Origin of the sequence: Kordia sp. (assembly GCF_965283645.1) — a bacterium.
Lineage (GTDB): Bacteria > Bacteroidota > Bacteroidia > Flavobacteriales > Flavobacteriaceae > Kordia.
The window spans coordinates 918,022-940,959 of sequence record NZ_CBDIPG010000001.1 but is presented as its reverse complement, the minus strand read 5'-3'; the positions used below and the strand labels follow the sequence as shown (position 1 = coordinate 940,959).

The window sequence follows — 22,938 nt, the reverse complement described above, 5'->3', positions numbered from 1 at the left end:
AATACTGTTCTAGTTAAAATTGAATTTTTTCTAATTGATAGAGATATGTCTCTCCAACGGGTATTTTTTGTTCTTTTATGACAACCCAATTTTTTCCTTTGCTCGATACTTTATCAATTCTAATGATATGTGAACGATGTATCCTAAGGTATTCTAAGGCATCTGGCGTAGTTGCTATAAAATCGCCTATTTTGCAACGAATTGTGTACGTCTTTTTTTCTGTAATAATGTCCAAATAGTTTCCTTGCGATTTTACGTATAAAATTTCATACGTGGGAACTTTAAAATCTTCTCCATTAGATCGAAAATTAATGAATTTTTCTTCCCGTTTTAAACGTTTTATAGCCAACCGAATGAGCTCACGAATGATATCTTTGTTGTACGTAAACACACGAATTTTAAAGAATAGATATACAATACCAGATAGTAGAAATACGCACATACTATAAAACCACCACGTTTTCCAAAATGGCGGCATAATTTTAAAGGTATATGATACGACGTTATCACAGTTAGTATTTAACACACAGGCTTTTGCTTGAAATGTGTAATTTCCTGGCGATAACAAAGGAAATCGAATGTTTCTATTTTTTGTAGCAATCCAATTGGTATCTATTTCTTTTATTCTATATAAATAATTAAAATTGTTAGAGTTTTTGTGCGATATAGCTAGTAATGAAAAATCGATATTATTTTGATAGTGCGGAAGTTTTACAGCGGCATCATCAATGGATTTAGTATTTACTTTGACTTCTTTTATATGTAGCGAAATCATTTTTGAGCTTGTATCTGTTGCTATCATATCTTTTTTGAAGAAACACAAGCCTTCTTTTGTAGCAACCCAAACTGTATCATTTACGATTTCTACATCATTAATGTCATTGCTTAATAAACCATCTTCTTTTGTAATTGTTGTAATTTTAAATGTATCATTGGGCAGGAATGAAATTTTATTGAGTCCAGAGTTGGTACATGCCCAAACAATAGAATCATTTTCAATATGAACTTCACTTACAATATTGTTTGTCAAGCCATCTTCTTCCATTATATTGTAAATACGATTTCCATACACCACAACTCCAGCATCATGTGTAGCCATGTATACTGTAGTTGCTTTTTTATTGATATCGATATCATCTATTCTTAGATTCAAAAAGTCTAAAGAAGGATTCTTTTTTACAACACTATCTCTGTGTACAAACAAACCATTTGTGGTTGCAATCAAAACTTCTCCATTTAACATACATACATCTTGCGTTTTATGATTCAATTTATGGGTAACAAAAGTATCATTCTTGATCACTGTATAGGAAGATGTTCCCGAATACAACAAAGGATTTCCAACGTTTTCAGGAATTTTTCGAACATAATTAGGATGATCTTTTATATGCAATGTATAATTAATGAAACCTTTATCACTATATCCATAAAAATGATTTTGAATTTTATCATATTCAACAATGGCTTTATTGATATTCAACGCCTTGTATATAACATTAATTTTTCCTTTTGTTATATTCACAATATTACCATTATTAAAACCCGCAAATAATACATTTTCATTATTTTTTGTCAAAGAAGATACATGCACTCTACGAAACACGTTTATTTTAGGATTTTTCACATAAAAAACACCATGATTTAAAGTGCTAAACCAATAACCTCCTTCAGTATCTATTAGAAAGTTAGTTACCGATTTTTCAGGTAAGAATGTTTTGATTACAGCACCTGATACGTTTCTAATTTCTGCACCATTGTTATAATATCCGACAAAAAAAAGAGAATCATTTATTTGTTTAACTCCAATTGGAGCATGTGATGTTTTAACAGCTGTATAAGATCCGTTTTTAGAAAGTATCCACAAACCATTGTTTATAACTGCATATTGATTTTTATTTAACCGATCGAATTTTAACCGTGAATTTACCATATTTGTCTCATGAGAAGTCAAAATATTTTCAGGAAACTCATAATCATCATATATTGAAAATAGGAGATTATTTTTTGTATTTATGGCAAATTTAATTTTAGATTCACCAGGATCTTTAGTCGTATTAGTGTTTTTCTCATAACGATTGATATCTTTTCCGTCTTTGGTTATTTCAATTTTTCCATAAATATTATACCCACCAATATGTATAGATTCATTTTTATCAACAACAATGCTCTTTACAACAGTATTAGATCTAATGTATTTTTTGAATAGGTTATTATACTTAAATTTATGAAACCTTTTAAAATCTTCATCAAAATAGAATATTTCTTGATTCTGATACCCATAACACCAAATTTGTCCATTTTTTTGAGGAAAAAAATCTAAAACTACATTGTCTGGCAATCCATCTTGTGTGGTAAAATTTTCAAATTCATAGCCGTTGTAACGTGCCAATCCTTTGTCGGTAGCACACCAAATATATCCTTGTTTATCCTGATAAACATCATATACTTCCGAACTTGGCAAACCTTCATCTACACCAAAATGCTTGTATACATGTTCCTGTGCATGACATATATTTAATGTAAAAAAAAGAAGAATAAGATATTGGTAGTGGCTCAAGATGTATGTTTTAAACAAAAATACTATTATTTAAAACATAATGAAATTAGTAAAATATTGTTTGTCCCTATTATAAAGGTGTTCGTCACAAATCCTTTTATATATTGACTTTACTATGATATGAAATGAATTTTTATATAAAATTTTAATAAAAAAAGTGCGTGCTAAATTTGTAGTAAGGTATTAAAAGAGTTGTTTTAGTGATGAATTTATGATGAGTGAAATCTACTCTTTTTTGAATTAATTACATCATTATTAATATTCAGAAAATTGTACTAAAGAAAAAAAGAAGTTGTACAATGTATACAACAATAACAAAAATTTTGAAGATGTGTGCTAAAAGATTAAAGCAGAAAAGAAAAGATAATTTGTGAAAGACTAGAATTACTTTTTAACAAATCGTTTTGTGATCGATTTTTTATCTGTAATTACTTTTACCAAATAAATTCCTGATTTCCAAGAAGTAATATCAATAGCATTGTGCATTGTCGTTAATTTTCCTGTATAAATTTTTCTACCTAACAAATTATAAACTTCAACAGAAGCATTTTTCTTCTCTGTAAGTCTAATATTTAATTCGTTAATTCCAGGATTTGGTAAGATATTAAAAACTGTTTCAGTCGTAGAAGCTAATGCAACACTACTATTGTTTTGAGCGAACATGGTAGTGGCAAAAGAAAATAATAAAATAGTTAAAAGTATTTTTAGCTTCACTCTTTTTTCAATTTGGGATAACTTATTTACAAAAGTAATAATTATTTACAAATATGACCTTTTTTTAACATTCTCATAAACATTTTTCTCTTTTTATCAGTATAAATACCTGTTTCTATATTCGCGTGTAAGTCTTCTAATACAAGCATATGGAAAATAGTTACTTTGTTTATAAACATACTTAGTAATTCAAGAAAAAAGAAAAAAATTTATGAATCCTTCAAATGAACTTTTAAAACAAATTTATAGCTTATCATTCTCAGTAAATTCAGCCTCTAACCTGTCATGGGAACAAACCGATTGTAAAAGCGGAATGGTTAAAATGCAAGCATATGTAAAAACGGTTGCTGCCGCTGTTCTGTCAGAAACGACTTCTATTATTGGAAATTGGAAAGCTGTTTGGGGACCAATTGTGTATGCAAATGACCCAACATCAAATTCTGTACATGCAGACAATACCATGGGAATGTATTACAATGCAGACGAAAATGTAATGGTAATTGGTATTGCAGGAACAAATGTAAACTCTCCATTTGGATGGCTAGTAGAAGATTTTTCGGTACACACAACAAAATCTTGGGAAACCATAACAGGTGTTCCAAGTTCTGGAAACATTTCACATGGAACGTATGTTGGCTTGTCTATTTTACGTAACATGAAAGATCATGAAGGAGAAACTGTAATTACGGCTTTAAAAAACTTCTTAAAGAAAAATCCTATGTTAACTGGAATGCAAATAGCCGTTGCTGGACATAGTTTAGGCGGTGCTTTGTCTCCTACATTAGCATTGTTTCTTTCAGATACAAAATCAGAATGGGATGCAAATGGAATAACATCTATTGGTGCGTTTCCAACTGCTGGGCCAACACCAGGTGATGAAGCTTTTGCTTCGTATTACGAAAAACAAATTGCCGCATCTAAAATTTACTATTTAAGTCAACACAACGCTATTGATGTTGTACCACATGCTTGGCAAAAAGAAGATTTAGAAAAAATACCAACTATTTATGAAGATTATATCAAACAACCAAGCGATGCAAATCCTTCAGAAACAATTACGGGAACTTTAGCAAGTGCCGCCGCACTAAATGCTTTGGCTACTAAAAATATTATTGGTGTTCCAGTAAATCGTTACCAACAAATAAGCCCTTCAACAACGCTAAATGGTACTTTTGATACTGAAATGGATGATACAATTTCTAAAAAATTAGAATATATAGGATTGGTATTGCCTACAGCTTTAGGAAAATATGCTGTATATCTGAGAAATTTAGCGCGCTTTGCAGCACAAGCCGCTGTACAACATACAAGTGAATATCATACGTTACTTGATATTGTTCCATTTATGACTGCATATAAAAAAATACTCACGGCTCATCAACCAAAAGATCAAGTTGTTTTAGAAGATTATGAATATGCAGTTAAGGAAATTGTGAAAATTGATTTGAAAAAAATAGACGAAGCCGCTTTAGCAATTGCAAAAGATAATGCCAACTAATCATATATACTAACCTACCATTTTATTATTATAATTGATTTATTTTTTTCATAACATATAGTTTATAAAGACTTAATTTTTAGACTATAAATATTCCTACTAGTTAAAAGAATTTATCAAACTCAATTTAATACTGTATAGAAGTACTTTCATATATGTTATGGCAAAGTTCTGATATATGCTCTCATTTTTTTACCAAACTTAACAAGTGAGTAAAATAGGAGAGTATAACTTAGAAATAATAAGAGTTTAACTAACCAACCATAAATTATGAAACGAAACTTAAAATTTTCCAGTTGCTTGTTATTATTGTCAGCATTAATGTACAATTGTTCACAAGTAAAAACAGATTACGAGACCTTACAAAATGATCCGGATGCAAGTATGGCCGCTTATCATACCGATCAATATGTATGGGAAAAAATGGCAAGAACTTTCCAGATAAAAACAGAATCGCCCACCAACTTAAATTGGGAGTTTTGGGCAAGTGCTGAATATACATATGAAGATGCTTGTAATGGTAAAGAATGGCCTACCGATTCATTTAAAAATTTACTCGGAAATCCAAAAGCGGTTGCTATCATTGACGCGGTTAATAATCAACGAATTAGCCCGAATAGTAATTTTGAAACGACCGCATTTACGATGTTGACACTTAATTTTGACAATCCATATTACGAAGAATTACGAATTAACAAAGCCATGTTTGACTATATTCAAGACAATGCATTGTACAATCAGGATTCGGTTTATAAAATGGCTAAAGAGCGAAGAATTAATTTTCCGCAAGATGCAATGATGATCAAAGCTCAATGGATTCCTGTTGATTCATCACAAGTTGGATCGTACTATACTAAGATTATAAGTGGTAAAAAGACAGTAGTAAGTGAAGTACAGGATGCATCCGAAGAAGCACCAGACATTATTGAAGCTTCCGTAACTGATCAACTCATGGGTTTAGTCGGTTTTCATTTGGTAACACATGAACTCCCAAATTGGGTTTGGTCTACCTTTGAATATTCAGGAAACCTGGGTATTTGTGATTATATAGGATGTAAAGATAATTTTGGTTGTACAGAACCTTTCATTAGTCCCAATCCAGGAAATGTAGTTAATGCGGGTTACAATACGGGAGAAACTTCAGAAGCTTTAAAACTTTTATTCGAAGAAAATAATGTTCCAGAAGCTTTTAAAAATTACCGTTTAAAAGGTTCGCAAACGCAATACACAACTAACGAAGGAAAGGCTACAATCCTTGGTAACTCTATTTTAGAAGCAAACTTAGTTTCCAGCTCTTCCTGTATTACATGCCATGCACGCGCTACATTAAATAACAACAATCCAAGACAAAATTTAGGAATGTTTAGCTCCATGGGAGATGGAATTATTTTACCAAATCAAGTCACAGATACTACCACACAAGGAATTCATCCAATTGCTTACAACGGAACCCCAATTTTACAAGATTATGAAAATAATTCGGTTTCGAAAGATTCTACATATTACCGTACCGATTTTATGTGGCAACTTGCACAGCGTGCTGGAGTTTGCGACGAAAAATAAATTTTCACAGCTGTTTAACAAAACAAAATGTTTCCAGAAAATCGTATAACTTTCTGGAAACATTTTTATTTAAGTTCAAATATATTTCTATAAAAAGTGTTTGCCGAAACCAGCCGAATCAAACGTGAAAGCTGTACTATTTTCAGATTTATCTAATTTATTATTAACCGTTAATGCCCATAATATTAATTCTTTACAAAAATATTGATCTTCTTTGCTGTAATCAGAAGCGTATTCTTCAATAATACTTTTTAAAGGTGTTACCATATTAATACTTGTATAAAACTCTTCATCTGTAGCTGTATAATTCAATTCAATAAAGTTATCTTCAAACCAAGTAACTACATCTGTATACGTTGTTTTTACACCTTCTTTTTCTAATTTAGGAACACGCGGAAATATATCTTCAAATAATGTCATTACGGCATCATCTATCAATATTTTAGCTACTTCATCCGCACCTTCTTGTTCACCTTCATATACCAATTCAATTTTCCCTGTAATTGAAGGAATAATTGACATGAAGTCTACCAAACGAATTGTAGTTTGCTCAGCATCTGTTTCAATTAATCGTAATTTTGCGGCGGCCATTAAGTTTTCCATGGCACTAATTGTTAAACGTGCACTTACACCACTTTTTGCATCTACATATTCACTATTACGTGCCGCAAACGCTACTTCTTCCAACAAATCTTTTGCAAGATTCGGAACTTGTATTGCCAATTTATCTTTTGTGGAAACATTTGCTTCTTGCTCGGTAATTTTACGCGCTAACGCAATTGATGTTGGATAGTGTGTAAAAATTTGTGAGCCAATTCTATCTTTTAACGGCGTCACAATACTTCCTCTGTTGGTATAATCTTCTGGATTCGCCGTAAATACAAATTGAATATCGAGCGGCATTCGCAACTGAAAACCACGTATTTGCACATCACCTTCTTGTAATATATTAAACAATGATACTTGAATACGCGCCTGTAAATCAGGAAGTTCGTTTAGCACGAATATAGATCGATTGGCACGCGGAATCATTCCATAATGCAATACACGTTCATCCGAATACGGTAATTTTAATGTTGCCGCTTTGATAGGATCGATATCACCAATTAAATCAGAAACATTTACATCAGGTGTTGCTAATTTTTCAAAGAAACGATTAGATCTGTGTACCCACGAAATTGGAGTTTCGTCACCATGTTCGGCTAGTATATCTCTTGCATATTTAGAAATAGGTTGAAACGGACTGTCATTAATTTCAGATCCTTTTACAATTGGCATATATTCGTCTAACAATGCAACCATGCTTCTTGCAATTTTAGTTTTTGCTTGTCCTCGCAACCCTAATAAATTAATGTGATGTCCTGCCAAAATTGCTTTTTTCAATTGCGGAATTACCGTATCTTCATATCCCCAAAGTCCTTCAAAAACAGGTTCATTTGCTTTGATTCGTGCAATTAAATTTGCTTGAATTTCTTCACTAATTGTTTTATCTATAAATCCAGAATCCTTTAATTCTTTGAATGTGATTTCTTTTTTCATCTATGAATTTTATTCTTTTTCAATTGTTCTTTTTTAAATGAAACAACTTAAAACTTAGGTGTATCATTTTTGTTTTTTATTTTCGTTTTCTTTGCTTCTCCAAAGAATACTGAATCAAGTTCAGCACAGGCTTCAACAAAGTAATTACGATACTTCGGAAAAAGTAGTGCCATATTTAAATTCTTCTTTTTCTATTTTTTTCGTAATCTTTAAAAATCATTTGTCCTAAACCAGATAATCCAGTTAGGAATGCTTTTCCTCTATTTTGTGCCGTAAAAAGTTCTACAAATCGTCGTAAATACGGATCTTGAGCAATCATAAAGGTTGTGATTGGAATTTTTAGTTTTCGCGCCTGTGCGGCTTTGTTCAAGCATTTTGAAATAATCATTTCGTCCAAACCATTGCTATTTTTGTAAAATTCTCCAGAAGGCAACTGCACACAACTTGGTTTTCCATCCGTAATCATGAAAATTTGTTTGTTCGTGTTTCGTTTTCTGCGAAGAATGTCCATTGCCAATTCCAATCCGGCAACTGTATTTGTGTGATATGGTCCAACTTTTAAATAGGGTAAATCTTTGATTTTAATCGGCCATGCTTCGTTTCCAAAGACAATAACATCAATAGAATCTTTTGGATATTTACGATGAATTAACTCAACCAGTGCCATTGCAACTTTTTTTGCTGGTGTAATTCGGTCTTCGCCATATAATATCATGGAATGACTAATGTCGATCATCAACACTGTACTCATTTGCGATTTATGTTTTGTTTCTTCAACAATTAAATCATTTTCGGTGAGACGTATGTCTGAAATTCCATTGTTTACTTGTGCATTTTTAATACTTTCTGTCATGTTTATCATTGACAAATCGTCTCCAAATTGAAACGCACGATGTTCTCCGTTGTGTTCGTCACCTTTTCCTAATTTTGATGTATTATGATTTCCTAAACCGCTTCTTTTTAGCTTTCCAAATATTTGATCTAGTGCATACGAACGCAAGGCAGCTTCCAGTTTCGCTGTCAATATATTTTTACCTTTTCCGCTTCCGTTGCCTGCATTTCCTTTATCTGGATCAATTTCTTCTTTGATGTAACCGCGCTTTTTCAGATCGTCTTCAAAGTCTTGCAATGTGTATTCGTCCGTGAAGATATTGTATTCTTTATCGAGCGTATCGAGCCACTCAAAGGCTTCTTCTATATCGCCTGACGTGTGCGTGAGAACGTCTTTAAAAATATTAAACACGCGATCAAAATGCGATATGTCTTCTGGAATATGTTTACTAAATGTAAAGCCTTTTTCGTAGTTAAAATTCATTCCATTCATGTATTCAATCTTTCTTTTTCAGTATGGCTGGATTGAAATTGTTAAGATTTTTACCAGCGTATTCTTTTTCTATAAAAATACGTGAAAGATTGGAGATAGGCAATGAAATTTAACAATCTTCAACGAATTCTAGATGGTTTCTAACGAATACTAAAGCTATTCAAATTCTTCCTGAGTTTCGTTGCATATTTGAACTATAAATAAAGTATAACACTTAAAAACAAACTCGTATGAAACGTACCGTATTCACAGCTTTAGGATTAGTAGCATTAGCATTTACAGCATGCAATTTTTCAACAAACGAAACAAAAGAAACTACAGCAGTAGTAGGAGAAGAAATGGCAACAGTAGTTCCTGTAGCAACACAAACAACAAGCGAATTTGAAGCGCAAGCATTGGAAGAATGCATTGCAATTGCGCAAGCAATGGACGAAATAAAATTAATGGAAGCGCAAGCTGAACAACAATTAAATGACAGTTTAATGGAAGTCACAGAAGAATTAAAACTTGCTTTACAAAAATCAATTGCGGCAGAAAAGAAAAGAGCAAGAACGCCAGAACAATTAGCAAAAGGAGCAAGAGAAGCTGAACTTTGGTTTCAAGAAAATTACGCTTCCGTAGTAACAAAATATGATGCTAATTACAAAGGACTGAAAATTAAATTTGCAACAGATGGCGTATTATATGATGTACAAACGTTGGTAAATGGAGAATGGAAAAAAGATTTGAAGTTAATGGATATCTTAACAAAAGTGAAAGTTAACAAAGAATTAGGTTTAGAAAACGCTGTTTCAATTACCGTAAGTCAAGTGTAACATGAAAGAAATAGCAAATGAATGGAAACGTCACAAAAGCACCTTATCAAACTCTCAGATAAGGTGTTTTTTTGGTCACTTCACTTCGGCTGCGCTCAGCGCAAGTGCTTTTGGGTCGCTTTGAGTGATTTTTCGTAATGAAATGAAGAAAAATTGTATCGAGAAGTACTTTGAAACTATTTTTGCCTTGTTATATTTGATTAGCTATTGGTATTTTATATTTCAACAAACACCAAACCTATTCCTGCAATTCATCAGTACTTTCCGCACGTTTAATGATTGTATCGGGAAGTGATTTCTTTGCTTTTGCGCCCATTTTCTTAATTTTTTCAATACTTGTGATAATATTTCCACGACCTTCAAAAAGTTTGTTCATTGCTGAAGAATAGTCAGATTTTGTAGCATCAATTTTTTTACCTATTCCGATTAAATCGCTCATGAATCCTTCAAACTTATCATACAACGAACCAGCTTGGCGCGCAATTTCAATTGCATTTCGTTGTTGCTTTTCATTATTCCACATCGTATCAATTGTACGGAGAGTTGCTAGTAATGTTGTTGGCGTTACAATGACAATATTTTGTTCAAATGCTTTGTTGTATAAGGTATTGTCAGCGTTAATGGCAATTGCAAATGCAGGTTCTATCGGAATGAACATCAATACAAAATCGGGACTTTCCATTTCGTATAAATCTTCGTATTTTTTAGCTGAAAGTTGATCTACATGACGTTTTATAGAAATTAAATGTTCTTTTAAATTCACTTCTCTTTCTTGGTCTTCACTATTGACATAACGTTCGTAAGCGGTTAATGAAACTTTTGCATCAATTACCATTTTCTTGTTATTTGGCAAGTTGATAATTACATCAGGCATAGCGCGTGAACCATCGTCACGAGAGAAGTTTTGTTGTACTATATATTCACGATCTTTCTCTAAACCACTTTTTTCTAAAACACGTTCTAAGACCAATTCGCCCCAATTTCCTTGCATTTTACTATCACCTTTCAACGCTTTCGTTAAGTTGACAGCTTCTTGACTGATTTGCAAATTGGCTTTGCTGAGTTCGGATAGTTTTTCGCGCAAAGCGGAATGAATACTAATATTTTCCTTTTGACTGTCTTCCACTTTCTTTTCAAAATGTTGAATTTTCTCTTGTAGTGGCGTCAATATGTTTTTAATATTCTCTTTATTTTGTTCTGTGAATTTGGATGATTTTTCTTCTAAAATTTTATTCGCTAACAACTCAAAATCTTTGCGAAGTTGTTCTTGTTGCGTTTTTAATGCTTCATCACGTTCTAGGTTTTGTTTTTGTAGATTTTCGAATTCTGAGTTCTTTCGGGCTAATTCTACATTTAAGAAATCTTTTTCACGTCGAATTTCTTCACGTTCTTGTTCTGTTTTTATCAGACTGTTTTTTACATCATTTAGTTGTTGTTGATACGACTCGTTTTGCTTTGCAGTTTCAGTTAGGGCGGATTGTTTCAAATCATCAAACTGTGTTTGTAATTGACGGTTACGTTCGTGTAAACCTTCTTGTTGTGCTTTTGTTTTAAGGTTTCCGATGTACATTCCTAAGAAAATACCAACAGCTAAAAACACTACTATAAGAATAATATAAATAACGATTTCTGACATGAATTAGATTTTGTGTAAAGATAGTATTTTGTGTTAATTATAAATTCAGAATGTTGAATTATGAATCTCTTACATTTGAAAACTCATATTTCCTGAGCGTTTTTTGTAAAATTTTCCAATGATTTCTCAATTGCCTTTTTATTTCAGGAGCTTCTAAATCTTCCGAAGCTCTATATGCATATCGTAAATAATTTCCTCTGAACTTTCTATCATATTTATGAATATGCTGCTTTCCATTAATGAATGTCACTCTTTTTGTCGGTATTTCACGAGTTTGAACACCTTTAAAACTATATAAACGATAAATTTTTCTTTTAAATAAAGGAGCTTCATCAAGTAGATACTTTTCTTTGATTGCTTCAACGCGTTTAGATTTTCGTCTTACAGTATCTTTCATTTCTCGATAAAACTTTGCTAAGTTTTTCGATTTAATCAAAGTCTGATACCCATAAAACTCAAAGCCTAAATAATTTAAAGGAAAGTTTTTCTTCAAAGAGTTATCTTTTTCAATTTTATAACACTGTAAATGCCCTGAATCACTTTTAAAAAGTATTTTTTCCGTCTTCTCAAATGAAATTGAAAGATTAATTTTATCAATTGCTTTTTCCACAAATTTTTCAACTAAATCTATTTGATTCTGTTCACATAAAAATACGATATCATCTGAATATCTTCTGTAAAAAACTCCTTGTTTTATAGTTAATTCATTAATTATATCTTCATCAAATGCTAGCATATAAATGTTTGCTAATAATGCGCTTATCGGTAAACCTTGTGGAATTCCCATAAGTTTTCCGTTCTTATTTTTCTTTTGGTTTTTATGAATTATTATTTCTGAAGCTACAAGCTCTTTTATATTTTCAAAAAATGTATGTTTTCCTTTATTACGTAAGTGTGCAATTTTCTTTTCATCAAAATGATTATTCTTTGTTCTTAAATCATTAAGTTTTACATATGAAAACCGTGTGCATGACTTAAAAAGATTGTAATGATCTTTTGGAAGTGTTTTACAACCTAATAATTTAGCCCAAGCTAACTTTAAAATTTTATGATCTAAGCTAGGAAAGAAGTTCTCAATATCTAAAACTAGTGCAACACAGTTTTTTCGCCTTTTTATTTCATCAAAAACATCTTTAGCAAAATGTACATTATTTTTAAATTTTATATCATCATCAGTTTTAATCTGTCGATATGCTGTAATTGAATCAGATAGAAGCGCATTTTGTTTCAGGTAATATTCATACTTCGGAGTGATAATTTTTTGTGTGTAATATGAATACACATGCGCATCTATATGTGTTGTGTATAAAATTTCTCTGATTTTAGTATTAGAAACTATTTTCCCGTCCTTCCATTTTTTATGAGAACGTCTTATTATTTCCTCAAAACTTGATTCTTTATAACGTCTTTGTTTTATTTCTTTAAAAATTAAAGGATAAAAAGAGTGACTCGCTACTTTCTTAGAATTTGAGACATAGTTAAACACACTCTTCCTAACACGTAATGGTGTTTTATTAGAAAAATGTAGATAACCTCTATCTTTAAACCAATCTTTTTGTTTCTGCATGAATTAAAAAAGTATGAGAAGTTCCCACGTTTTTTATCTGAATAATTACATAACACTCTTTCGAGTTGAACCACAAACCGAATTCTCGATTCACGCTGCATTTTTACGTCAAAGACTTTAAATACCTTAGAACTTATGATTGATACATATCCAAGAAATTTAGTTATCTTAGCTGTTTGCTACTTGATTGCTTTCCTAGTGGGAAGCTTGACAAGATGTCTCAATAGCAAGACAGACTCGTTTGGTATAATTCTTGGTTTATGCATAAAGCAAGAAATTATACAAACAATTACATTCTTCTTAATCTCGTATGTATTATCCCAAAAATGGTCAGATTAAGTGACCAATTAAATAATTGATACAATAGTTCTGTAAATGTAATATCATAAATTTTAAAGAACTTCTCTACTTACGACAAATCTAACTTTTTTCGTACATTTAAAAAAAATATTTTATGGATTTAGAAAATAAGTTTGGTATTGGTGATATAGTTACTTTAAAATCACATCCTTTAACACAAAATCATTCAAGTATAAAAGATTTAAGTTTACTAGTACCTCCTTTAATGTTAGTGAAAGAAGTTTATTTAGAAGATTATAAAAATAAGAAAATATTTAGTGAAGAAATTGAAAAAGCTCAAATATCAGATTTCATAAAATACGTTTGTGTTTATTTTTGTGCCAATACAAGTAAATTTGAAGAGAAAACTTTATTTGAATCTTTTCTGATTTCACATAAAGAATTAAATTTTTATAGAAAAGATGAAGTTGATGAAAATGGAAAAGAAAGCATAAGTTTAATTGATGAAGTTACTAATTATGTAAGTGATTTTAATTATTTATATGGAAAAGTGGTACAATTCAAAACAAAAAAACTAGAACACAGAAAGTCCTATGAAAAAAAAAATAATGAAGAACTAAAGAAAACTTCATATCAAACTCCAGATTTTATTTTATCAGGAATAAAAAAAGAACCTCAAGAAAAACTCTTTTATCCAAATGGTAACCAAAGAAAAATTACTTCTGAAATTTTATATAAAGTGATGTGGTTTAATTATGTACATCAAAAATTTAGCGAAGAATATTTACCAAAAAAGTTTTTTGTAGAAGGTTTAGAAATTTAAATCAAATCGGCTTAAAATACAGAAAGATCAAGCATACTATAATATAGATCATGTTTGTAATTATAAACCCCATAATGAGCAATCTTATTTTGTTAAATAGTAACAGAAATATATTTACGAATAAAAGTATGAATGATATATAAAATAAACCAATTAAAACAAGCATGTAAGTTGCTGGCATATGACTTTTTTGCGGAACGTATACGTAGTATAGCAATGAGATTAAAAAACCAATTCCATACATTGCAAGACCAGCTTTTATGCCTTTCTTTAGTTTAGGATTCATGTGAGTTGTGAGTTCTTTTTTTGTAAACTATAAGTACGCTACGAAAATAATAAAATTATGTCATCATCGGAGAGTTGCAATTTTTTTTCAAACTGCAATCCTATTTTGTTTAGCAATCCAATTGAAGCTACATTTTTAGTATCTGTAATCGCAACTATTTTATCAATACCAATTACTTTTTTTCCATAATTCATCGTTGCCTTTGTAGCTTCGTACATATATCCTTTTCGCTCATATTTTGGTAAAAGAGCAAAACCAATATCAATATTTTCAAGATAATCTCTATTCACCAAACCACACATACCAATTGGAATTCCTGTGTCTTTTAGTGAAACCAACCACAAACCAAAATAATTGATCTCATAGCTTAGCATTAAATTGTTTTTTATGTACTGAGTCGCAACCTCTATCGTTGTTATATTACGATCGCCAATAAACTTTAACCATGAAGGCGAATTGACAAGTTGAAGCACAAAAGCGGCATCTTTCTGAGTAAACTCACGCAACATAAGACGCTCGGTTTCAAATATTTTTTTCAAGAGAATAGTATTAATTTATAAAAATATCGAAATCTATTTCAAACAAAAAATATACTAGATTTTATTTTTTGGCACGGTACTTGTTTTATACTAAAACGTAACGCGGTGAGGACATTACACAGAGCTGGTTACTCGAAGTAAAGAGAGTCGCATTACATTTTGGTTGGTTAGTTTTAAAAAAACACTTCACGCTTGTGAAGTGTTTTTTTGTTTGCATAAAAACGACTAAAAATTAGTAAAAAAACACTGTATCATTTTTATCACTTTCATCAAAATTATTGATCAAGTACTATTTTTTAAGAATAGAATTTTATCACATGTGATTTCCTTTAGAGAAGATGAAAAAAGTTCATCCCAGATATTTAGTGACTGGTCACACTATATTTTTAATTCATCACTATTTTTACACCTATTTATCACAAAGCTATGTATATCAGTTGTTTTATTTTTCTATACCTATACATTTGAATTGTTAACTAAAACAATTTAAATTATGAAAAAACAACAATTCAATCGTATTGAAACAAAACAGATGTTTCAAATTTTGGGAGGAAGATTAACTCCTAAACCAATCACAGATCCTAACAAAGATCCCGATGCTGATACTACAGCAGATGATTCGACATCTTCTTCGTCTTAATTAATGTTTTTTAAAAAAGAGTTTAAAAGAAACACAAGTCAAACACATTAAAATTATGAAAAAAACAACAATTCAATCATATTGAAACAACACGGATGTTTCAAATTCTTGGCGGAATTACAGATCCTAATCTTGATCCAGATGCAGGCTATGTAGAACCAGCCGACAATGCTGTACCAATGGATGATCCTGTTGATACAATTCCATCAGACACTGCGCCAGGACCAAGAAGACCAAGATAAAATTACCTAAACCTAAAACATATTAACTATAACAATTTACATTATGAAAAAACAAAACTTTAAATCACTAAAACTAAACAAGAAATCAATTTCTAACCTTCATGTAGGAACACTAACTGGAGGAAGAATAACATGGGTTAATGCTGAATGTAAAACAGAGACTTGTGATCATCCTGTTACAGAACCTGTAACAGTAATAAAAACATGTAATTACAACTCTTGTGTTGTTTGTGATATGTAAATGTATATAAGTATTTCGTTACAAACCATAGATAGTATTGCTGTTTTTAATGAAATACTTGCTATTATTAACCAAAAATAAAAATTGTGCAAAAAGTAATGATATTGGCTAAATTTTAATAGTTAGAAATTCATTTTGGCACGGAAGTTGAATTATATAAAGTGTATTATAATGATGACCGTACAAAGAGCTGGTTACTTGCGTATAGAGAGTTATAATACAATTTTTGGTTGGTTAGTTTAGTAAAAAAACGTTTCACGCTTGTGAAGCGTTTTTTTGTTAATGAAACGCAACTTTAAGAAGTCTGAATGACGAACGTATGAGTTGTAAGTTGCATAACGAGATCATATTTTACGACTTTTTTTAGAAATCTGCCAAATTGTATAAAAGTTGTCAGTGAAGTAGTTTTAGTTGTAGATGCTGCTATGTTTTTTTAGGCGATAAAACTCTTCTCAAGTATATATTGTTCGATCAATTACTACATTTATGAATAGACTTAACATAACTTTCTGAATATTTAACAGAAACACACTTATTTTTAAGAAGACTCAGAACATTTTGGCACGGAAGTTGGATTATATAAAGTGTATTATAATGATGACCGTACAAAGAGCTGGTTACTTGCGTAAAGAGAGTTATAATACAATTTTTGGTTGGTTAGTTTAGTAAAAAAACGTTTCACACTTGTGAAGCGTTTTTTTGTATGTAAAATTGAGTTAGCATAAAAGCAATCATGAAGCTTTCAAATGCTAAAGTTTTGTTAGAATTTAAAAGTCAATACAATATTTTGGTACAGAAGTTGGTTTATGATATATGTACCATGATGATGACGTTACAAAGAGCTGGTTACTTACGTAAATAGAGTCATAGTACATTTTGGTTGGTTAGTTTAGTAAAAAAACACTTCACGTTTGTGAGGTGTTTTTTTTATTAACACAATTTTGGGATTATTTCACAAAAGTCAGATTTTTTTTAAGGAAACGTGTAACATTTTGGCATGGAAATTGTCTTATATAATGTGTATTACGATGATGACAGTACACAGAGCTGGTTACTTGCGTACATAGAGTCGTTTTACATTTGGTTGGTTAGTTTTTATAAAGCGCTTTATCTTTTGATAAGGCGCTTTTCTTTTGTAGATATATCAATTGTTCTTTACCCTAAAACTTCCTGAAGTTGCATCAAAAGCAATCAAATCATTAGGAAATAGCGCTTCAAAAACGCCTTGTTCAATCAATTCGCATGGAGTTCCTGAAAATACATTACCATCATGCATCACAATCATTTCGTCACACAACTGAATTGCCAAATCGATTTCATGTGTAGAAAATAGCATTGTTTTTTGTGTGTCGTGTGCTAATTTCTTTAGTAAATTCAACACATATGCTTTATGATACATATCTAAATGTGTCGTTGGCTCATCCAAAATAATCATAGATGTATCTTGTGCTAACGCGCGTGCAATCATTACTTTTTGCAACTGTCCGTCACTTAATGTATAACATTTCCGATGTTTCAACTCGTGCAAATTTGTCTTCTCTAAAGAATTTTCTATAATAGCATAATCATGATTTGAAAGATTTCCAATCCAATTAGTATATGGCTGGCGTCCAAGCGCGATTAATTCCAACACGGTCAAATTCTTAGATGGCAATTGTTCTGTTAAAACCAAACCAATTTCTTTGGCTAATTCGCCGCTAGCATAGGAGTGAAGCGACTTATTTTGTAATAATATTTCTCCAGAAAGTGGTTGTTGAATCTTTGCCAACGTTCGTAACAATGTAGATTTTCCAATTCCGTTTGCGCCAACCAATGAAACTAATTTTCCTTTCGAAATTTGAAAATTAATAGCTTCTGCAATCACTTTAGTATTCGCTTTATCTTGATAGCCAATAGAAAGATTTGAAGCTTGTAAAACTGGATATGTGTTTGTTGTAGAAATAGGCTTTTAGTTAGATGATAAAGGTACGTTATTTTATGGTTTTTAGGACCTAGTTTTTGGTTTTCTGTCATGCGTGAGAAATCCAATCAACCAAACAGTGAAGCAACTCAAAACCCAAAAGCAAAGCGACCTAACATCCAACAGTGAAGCGAATCTAAAAATCTAAGAGATTCCCGCCTACGCGTGAACAAGTCTAAAAAATCATCTTCCGTTTTCTCACCAACAACCAAATCACAACTGGTGCGCCAATAATAGACGTAATCGCGTTGATAGGAAGTGTAATTTCACTAAATGGAACTTGTGCAATACTATCACAAACCAACATTAAAATTCCACCAATTAAACAGACGCTTGGCACTAAAATTCGATGATTTGTTGTATTAAAAAACAATCGTGTAATATGCGGAACTGCCAAACCAATAAAAGCAATTGGTCCAACAAAAGCTGTACAACTTCCAGCCATTAAACTGGTTGCGATAATAACAAGCAATCGCGATTTATTAATATTTACACCCAAACTTCTGGCATAATTTTCACCCAATAAAAAAGCATCTAAGGATTTAATAGCCCAAACACTTAAGCCAATTCCTAAAACCACTAAAAATGTTAAAATGCTCAACTCTTGCGCATCTAAATTCCCTAAGGAACCAAGTGTCCACATCATAAATTGTTTCAATTCGTCAGCATCACTAAAATAGGTTAGTACACTTACAATTGCACCTGTAATACTTCCAAACATCAATCCGATAATTAAAATTGACATCGTATCTTTTACACGATACGAAACCGCCATAACCGTCAACAAAACCAAGAAACTGCCAATACTTGCCGCAATTACCAAACTATAACTTGATAGTAAAAGTGTTCCTAAAAAACCACCAAATACGGATGCGCCCATAATTAACAAAGCAACGCCCAAACTTGCACCAGAACTCAATCCTAACACAAAAGGTCCAGAAAGTGGATTTCTGAATAATGTTTGCATCAACAAACCGCTTAATGACAATCCAAAACCAACTAAAATTGCCGCAATAGCTTTTGGTAACCGAATACTCAAAATAGTAATTCGCCAGGTTTCTTTATCAATTTCGCCACCTGTAAACGCCGCAAAAATTCCTTTTAACGGAATTGCAACCGAACCTAAGCTAATATTCATCAGAAAACAACTGATCAATACTAAGCTAAGTATGATAAACGTAACGCTATATGACGATTGATTTGGCAATTATAATAAAGGTTTAAAAAAGTAAGGTTTATAATTTGGCAACACTTCTGGATGAATTGCCTTAATGATATCTTTTAACACAATATCTGGTCGTGTTGGCGCTAATTCGTAATACATAGTTCCGCCAGTTTTTCCAAGAGTATTTGCTGTAGAATATATTTTTTTGTTTATAAACGGAGCAAACTTAGTATACATTTTACTAGCTTTTTCCATGTCTTCATAGGTTTTAAAACGTGCTGGACCAATCCAAATAGCAGCATCGGCAGCTTTGTCTAACACACTTTCAATACTGAGCGATAAACTTCCTGTGCCTTCAGAGTCTTCCCAAATATAAGTTGCATTGGCATCTTTTAAATACTGTGCCTGAAAACTTTCGCCAGCAGGCAAATACCAAATATCTTTATACATGGCACCAGCCAAAACCGTTGGTTTTTTTGTAGCTTTTTCTGCGAGTTGTTTTGCTTCTATATAGTTTTTTTCAATCGTATTGAATACTTCTGTAGCTTTGGCTTCTTTATGAAAAAATGGTGCGAAAAACTGTATCCATTCTGCTCTTCCAAGTGGCGTTCCCTCTGTCCAATCGCCATTATACACTACAGGAATATCTAAATCTTCAATTTTTTTATACGTAGGATTTGAATTGTTGATCGAAAATCCAATGACTAATTCTGGTTGTAAATCCAGTAACAATTCCATATTAATTTCATCATTCTGACCAATATCTTTAATCTTTCCTGCATCAATTAAAGCACGTGTTTTTTTAGAAGAAATATAATCTGTATCTGGAAAACCAACCAGCGCATGTTCAACTTCAAGCATTTCCAATGTTGGAATATGTGTTGTTGAAGTTACTACAACACGTTCAATAGGAGTCAGAATAATTGCATCATACACATCACGTGGGAGCGTAATTGCAGCGGCTTTTTCTCTTGGAATCAGCGCATACGTAAAATTTTTATCAGCATCTGGCCAAGGCGAAAAAACAGTAATGACTGTAATATCTCCATTTTTTTCAATGGAAAATTTCTTGGCATATTTTAATTTTCCCTGCTCTTTTTCAGGTGTTTGCGTTGTAGGTAATGATTCTTGTGGCGCTTCTTTTTTCTCCGTTTTACACGAAAAAGTAAATGTACAAAGTATAATAAGAAGACAAAAAATAGATTTGAAAGATTGCATAAATGGTTTCGCTAGTTTTTTTCAAAAGTAATATTATTTCATCTTTTAGTAGATAGATTCTAAAGAATGTTTATTTTTGCGCCGAATTTTGGTTTCAAACATACGTTTGTATGTGCGAATTAAAAGGGAATCAAGTGAAAAGGAAACATTCCTTCAGTCTTGAACTGTTCCCGCAACTGTAAACATGTGCTGAACATTTTCAGTACCTCATTTCAACAATGAGTTGTTATAACTACATGACCACTGAGTATTCGGGAAGGTATATAGCAAATTGTAAGTCAGGAGACCTGCCACATTTCGCAATTAATGTCAAACTTTCGGGATAAGAGTTTGCGTATGGAAACCCATACTTTTTCCCATAAAACGAAAACAAATGAAAAAAACAGTACTATCTGTTAGTGCTTTGTTATTGGCTTGTACTTCTGTATTTGCACAACAACAAGACGAAAAAGAACAACTTGATGAAGTTGTCATTTCAGATTCACGTCACGCATTGAAACGTGAAAACTCTGGAAAAACGGTAATTTCTATCTCAAGTGAAGAAATTGCAAGAAACCAAGGAAAAACGATTGCTGAGGTAATCAATACCAAAAGTGGAATTGAAATTTTAGGAAGTAGAAGTAACGCAGGACAAAATCTAAGTTATTTTGTACGTGGAGGAAACAACCGCCAAGTATTAATTTTAATTGACGGAATTCAAGTAAACGATCCTTCTTCTATTGCCAACGATTTTGATTTACGTTTAATTTCTTTAGACAGAATTGAATCGATTGAAATTATTAAAGGAGCTTCAAGTACGTTGTACGGAAGTGGTGCGGCAACAGCGGTAATTAATATCACAACGAAAAAAGCATCTGAAAATGATATTGCGTTGACAATAAACAGTTCTTTCGGAACCAACCAATCGCAAGACGATTCAAACTATAATATTAACGATTTTTCAAACAGCGCTCGTATTGACGGAACTGTTGATAAACTATCTTATGTAGTTGGTTTTGGACATCAAAGTACAGATGGTTTATCGGCCGTAATTGGAGAAGAAAGTGATCCTTTTTCAAGAATAAATACAAATGTAAAAGTTGGATATAAATTTTCTAATGCTTTTGAAGCTAGTATTTACGGAACATTAGACAAATTTAAAAACGATTTTGATAACTCATTTCCTATAGAAGATGCAAACTTTCAATCGGAAAGTGAACAATATCGTTTTGGAGTTGCACCAAAGTACACGTATAAAAATGGTAGTGTTACGTTAAATGCGGCATATACTTCTATTGATCGTACATTTAGATCAAGTTTCCCATCAACTTTTGAAGCTGAAACAATTGCAGTAGATATCTTTAATAAATATAACTTCAACAACAAATTTTACACAGTTGTTGGTGTAAATTATATTGACAATCAAACGGTATTTACAGAAGAACAATCTTCTTCTATTGTAGATCCGTATGTAAATGTTGTGTATGTTTCTGACTTTGGATTGAATGTTAACGCTGGAGCGCGAATGAACAACCATAGTGAATATGGAAGTCACTTTACATACAATTTTAATCCGTCGTATCGTATGCCATTCCAAAAAGGATATGTAAAAGCATTTGCTTCGTACAGTACTTCATTTATTGCACCTTCATTATCGCAATTATTTGGAAATTTTGGACCAAATCCAAACTTAGAACCTGAAGAAAATACAACTTTAGAAGGTGGAGTAGAAGTGAAGTTGTCTGAAAAATTTCGTGCAAGCGCCGTATATTTTAACAGAGACGAGCAAAACTTTATTGATTATGTAGTGACTGATTTTACAACTTTTGCTGGAGAATATCAAAATGTAAGTCAGGATTTTACAGTAAATGGTTTCGAATTTGAAGTAGCTACAACACCAATTGAAAACTTAACAATTGATGCAAACTATACATTTACAGAAAAGAAAGATGTAAAAGTATTGCGTATTCCAAAGCACAAAGCAAACCTAAATGTTGGATATGCATTTACACAAAAAACAAATGCTGCTGTATCTTACCAATTTACATCTGAACGTTTAGATACAAACTTTGCAACTTTTGAAGATGTAACTTTAGAATCATTTAGCTTAATTGGCGCAAACGTAAACCATAAGTTTAGCAAGCGTTTAAGCGGATTCTTAGCCGTTTCAAACATCTTTAATTCAGCATATACAGAAATTACAGGATTTACTACAAGAGGAACAAACGTTCGCGTTGGTTTTTCTTTGAACCTGTAACGTTTATTTAATACAATAAGTCGACTAAAGCCATTGGGAAACCAATGGCTTTTTTAATTTTATAAGAATACATAA

The 22,938-nt window shown here is 31.7% G+C and carries 18 protein-coding genes and 1 riboswitch; of the genes, 8 read left to right on the top strand and 10 right to left on the bottom strand.

Features of this window, described 5'->3' with window-relative positions; genetic code table 11:
* Window positions 1–13: 13 nt before the first annotated feature.
* On the bottom strand, window positions 14–2,557 hold the full coding sequence (locus tag ACQ654_RS03880) for a LytTR family transcriptional regulator DNA-binding domain-containing protein (protein WP_430409000.1): 2,544 nt from the start codon (window positions 2,555–2,557) through the stop codon (window positions 14–16).
* A gap of 384 nt (window positions 2,558–2,941) precedes the next feature.
* Window positions 2,942–3,271 carry a T9SS type A sorting domain-containing protein gene (locus tag ACQ654_RS03875; RefSeq protein ID WP_430408999.1) on the bottom strand — a complete coding sequence of 110 codons (330 nt, stop codon included), beginning with the start codon at window positions 3,269–3,271 and terminating at the stop codon, window positions 2,942–2,944.
* 211 nt (window positions 3,272–3,482) lie between these two features.
* Here ACQ654_RS03875 and ACQ654_RS03870 point away from each other — a divergent pair, with 211 nt between their 5' ends.
* Both ACQ654_RS03870 and ACQ654_RS03865 read left to right on the top strand, forming a co-directional pair.
* Window positions 3,483–4,769, top strand: coding sequence for a lipase family protein (locus ACQ654_RS03870; protein WP_430408998.1), 1,287 nt, complete (start codon window positions 3,483–3,485; stop codon window positions 4,767–4,769).
* 270 nt (window positions 4,770–5,039) lie between these two features.
* The gene (locus tag ACQ654_RS03865; protein ID WP_430408997.1) at window positions 5,040–6,332 is read left to right on the top strand and encodes a hypothetical protein; all 1,293 of its coding nucleotides are present in this window, start codon (window positions 5,040–5,042) and stop codon (window positions 6,330–6,332) included.
* A gap of 87 nt (window positions 6,333–6,419) precedes the next feature.
* On the opposite strand, the gene ACQ654_RS03860 is transcribed toward ACQ654_RS03865, so the two are convergent.
* Window positions 6,420–7,871 carry a sigma 54-interacting transcriptional regulator gene (locus ACQ654_RS03860; RefSeq protein WP_430408996.1) on the bottom strand — a complete coding sequence of 484 codons (1,452 nt, stop codon included), beginning with the start codon at window positions 7,869–7,871 and terminating at the stop codon, window positions 6,420–6,422.
* Between the two features lie 175 nt (window positions 7,872–8,046).
* The gene (locus ACQ654_RS03855; RefSeq protein ID WP_430408995.1) at window positions 8,047–9,195 is read right to left on the bottom strand and encodes a vWA domain-containing protein; all 1,149 of its coding nucleotides are present in this window, start codon (window positions 9,193–9,195) and stop codon (window positions 8,047–8,049) included.
* A 230-nt stretch (window positions 9,196–9,425) separates the two neighbouring features.
* On the opposite strand from ACQ654_RS03855, the gene ACQ654_RS03850 reads away from it, so the two are divergent.
* The gene (locus tag ACQ654_RS03850) at window positions 9,426–10,010 is read left to right on the top strand and encodes a hypothetical protein (protein ID WP_430408994.1); all 585 of its coding nucleotides are present in this window, start codon (window positions 9,426–9,428) and stop codon (window positions 10,008–10,010) included.
* A gap of 238 nt (window positions 10,011–10,248) precedes the next feature.
* Here the strand turns inward: ACQ654_RS03850 and rmuC are convergent, their stop codons facing one another.
* Window positions 10,249–11,646 carry a DNA recombination protein RmuC gene (gene rmuC / locus ACQ654_RS03845; protein WP_430408993.1) on the bottom strand — a complete coding sequence of 466 codons (1,398 nt, stop codon included), beginning with the start codon at window positions 11,644–11,646 and terminating at the stop codon, window positions 10,249–10,251.
* 58 nt (window positions 11,647–11,704) lie between these two features.
* Complete coding sequence (locus tag ACQ654_RS03840) at window positions 11,705–13,213, bottom strand: reverse transcriptase domain-containing protein (protein ID WP_430408992.1); 1,509 nt, start codon at window positions 13,211–13,213, stop codon at window positions 11,705–11,707.
* 454 nt (window positions 13,214–13,667) lie between these two features.
* Between ACQ654_RS03840 and ACQ654_RS03835 the strand changes: the two genes are divergently transcribed.
* The gene (locus ACQ654_RS03835; protein ID WP_430408991.1) at window positions 13,668–14,336 is read left to right on the top strand and encodes a hypothetical protein; all 669 of its coding nucleotides are present in this window, start codon (window positions 13,668–13,670) and stop codon (window positions 14,334–14,336) included.
* Window positions 14,337–14,660: 324 nt separating this feature from the next.
* On the opposite strand, the gene ACQ654_RS03830 is transcribed toward ACQ654_RS03835, so the two are convergent.
* Window positions 14,661–15,161: a GNAT family N-acetyltransferase gene (locus tag ACQ654_RS03830; RefSeq protein ID WP_430408990.1), complete on the bottom strand. Its 501-nt coding sequence runs from the start codon at window positions 15,159–15,161 to the stop codon at window positions 14,661–14,663.
* A 493-nt stretch (window positions 15,162–15,654) separates the two neighbouring features.
* On the opposite strand from ACQ654_RS03830, the gene ACQ654_RS03825 reads away from it, so the two are divergent.
* The 3 genes from ACQ654_RS03825 to ACQ654_RS03815 all read left to right on the top strand — a co-directional run bounded on the left by ACQ654_RS03825 (window position 15,655) and on the right by ACQ654_RS03815 (window position 16,284).
* A complete protein-coding gene (locus ACQ654_RS03825; RefSeq protein ID WP_430408989.1) occupies window positions 15,655–15,801 on the top strand; it encodes a hypothetical protein in 147 nt (48 codons plus the stop codon).
* Window positions 15,802–15,896: 95 nt separating this feature from the next.
* Entirely contained in the window at window positions 15,897–16,043 is a 147-nt protein-coding gene (locus tag ACQ654_RS03820; protein WP_430408988.1) for a hypothetical protein, read from the top strand.
* A gap of 43 nt (window positions 16,044–16,086) precedes the next feature.
* On the top strand, window positions 16,087–16,284 hold the full coding sequence (locus ACQ654_RS03815) for a hypothetical protein (protein ID WP_430408987.1): 198 nt from the start codon (window positions 16,087–16,089) through the stop codon (window positions 16,282–16,284).
* 1,144 nt (window positions 16,285–17,428) lie between these two features.
* Here the strand turns inward: ACQ654_RS03815 and ACQ654_RS03810 are convergent.
* The 3 genes from ACQ654_RS03810 to ACQ654_RS03800 all read right to left on the bottom strand — a co-directional run bounded on the left by ACQ654_RS03810 (window position 17,429) and on the right by ACQ654_RS03800 (window position 20,627).
* Window positions 17,429–18,148, bottom strand: a complete 720-nt coding sequence (locus ACQ654_RS03810; RefSeq protein ID WP_430408986.1) for an ABC transporter ATP-binding protein — start codon at window positions 18,146–18,148, stop codon at window positions 17,429–17,431.
* A gap of 271 nt (window positions 18,149–18,419) precedes the next feature.
* Entirely contained in the window at window positions 18,420–19,451 is a 1,032-nt protein-coding gene (locus tag ACQ654_RS03805) for a FecCD family ABC transporter permease (RefSeq protein WP_430408985.1), read from the bottom strand.
* Window positions 19,452–20,627 carry an ABC transporter substrate-binding protein gene (locus ACQ654_RS03800; RefSeq protein WP_430408984.1) on the bottom strand — a complete coding sequence of 392 codons (1,176 nt, stop codon included), beginning with the start codon at window positions 20,625–20,627 and terminating at the stop codon, window positions 19,452–19,454.
* Window positions 20,628–20,699: 72 nt separating this feature from the next.
* Window positions 20,700–20,936: riboswitch (cobalamin riboswitch) on the top strand.
* 64 nt (window positions 20,937–21,000) lie between these two features.
* On the opposite strand from ACQ654_RS03800, the gene ACQ654_RS03795 reads away from it, so the two are divergent.
* Window positions 21,001–22,863: a TonB-dependent receptor plug domain-containing protein gene (locus ACQ654_RS03795; protein ID WP_430408983.1), complete on the top strand. Its 1,863-nt coding sequence runs from the start codon at window positions 21,001–21,003 to the stop codon at window positions 22,861–22,863.
* Window positions 22,864–22,938 lie beyond the last annotated feature (75 nt).

Excerpts from the sequence above, each read along its gene's own strand:
- ACQ654_RS03870 (WP_430408998.1), top strand. The coding sequence starts at position 3,483 with ATGAATCCTTCAAATGAACTTTTAAAACAAATTTATAGCTTATCATTC.
- ACQ654_RS03865 (WP_430408997.1), top strand. The coding sequence starts at position 5,040 with ATGAAACGAAACTTAAAATTTTCCAGTTGCTTGTTATTATTGTCAGCA.
- ACQ654_RS03860 (WP_430408996.1), bottom strand. The coding sequence starts at position 7,871 with ATGAAAAAAGAAATCACATTCAAAGAATTAAAGGATTCTGGATTTATA.
- ACQ654_RS03855 (WP_430408995.1), bottom strand. The coding sequence starts at position 9,195 with ATGAATGGAATGAATTTTAACTACGAAAAAGGCTTTACATTTAGTAAA.
- ACQ654_RS03850 (WP_430408994.1), top strand. The coding sequence starts at position 9,426 with ATGAAACGTACCGTATTCACAGCTTTAGGATTAGTAGCATTAGCATTT.
- rmuC (WP_430408993.1), bottom strand. The coding sequence starts at position 11,646 with ATGTCAGAAATCGTTATTTATATTATTCTTATAGTAGTGTTTTTAGCT.
- ACQ654_RS03840 (WP_430408992.1), bottom strand. The coding sequence starts at position 13,213 with ATGCAGAAACAAAAAGATTGGTTTAAAGATAGAGGTTATCTACATTTT.
- ACQ654_RS03835 (WP_430408991.1), top strand. The coding sequence starts at position 13,668 with ATGGATTTAGAAAATAAGTTTGGTATTGGTGATATAGTTACTTTAAAA.
- ACQ654_RS03825 (WP_430408989.1), top strand. The coding sequence starts at position 15,655 with ATGAAAAAACAACAATTCAATCGTATTGAAACAAAACAGATGTTTCAA.
- ACQ654_RS03820 (WP_430408988.1), top strand. The coding sequence starts at position 15,897 with ATGTTTCAAATTCTTGGCGGAATTACAGATCCTAATCTTGATCCAGAT.
- ACQ654_RS03815 (WP_430408987.1), top strand. The coding sequence starts at position 16,087 with ATGAAAAAACAAAACTTTAAATCACTAAAACTAAACAAGAAATCAATT.
- ACQ654_RS03800 (WP_430408984.1), bottom strand. The coding sequence starts at position 20,627 with ATGCAATCTTTCAAATCTATTTTTTGTCTTCTTATTATACTTTGTACA.
- ACQ654_RS03795 (WP_430408983.1), top strand. The coding sequence starts at position 21,001 with ATGAAAAAAACAGTACTATCTGTTAGTGCTTTGTTATTGGCTTGTACT.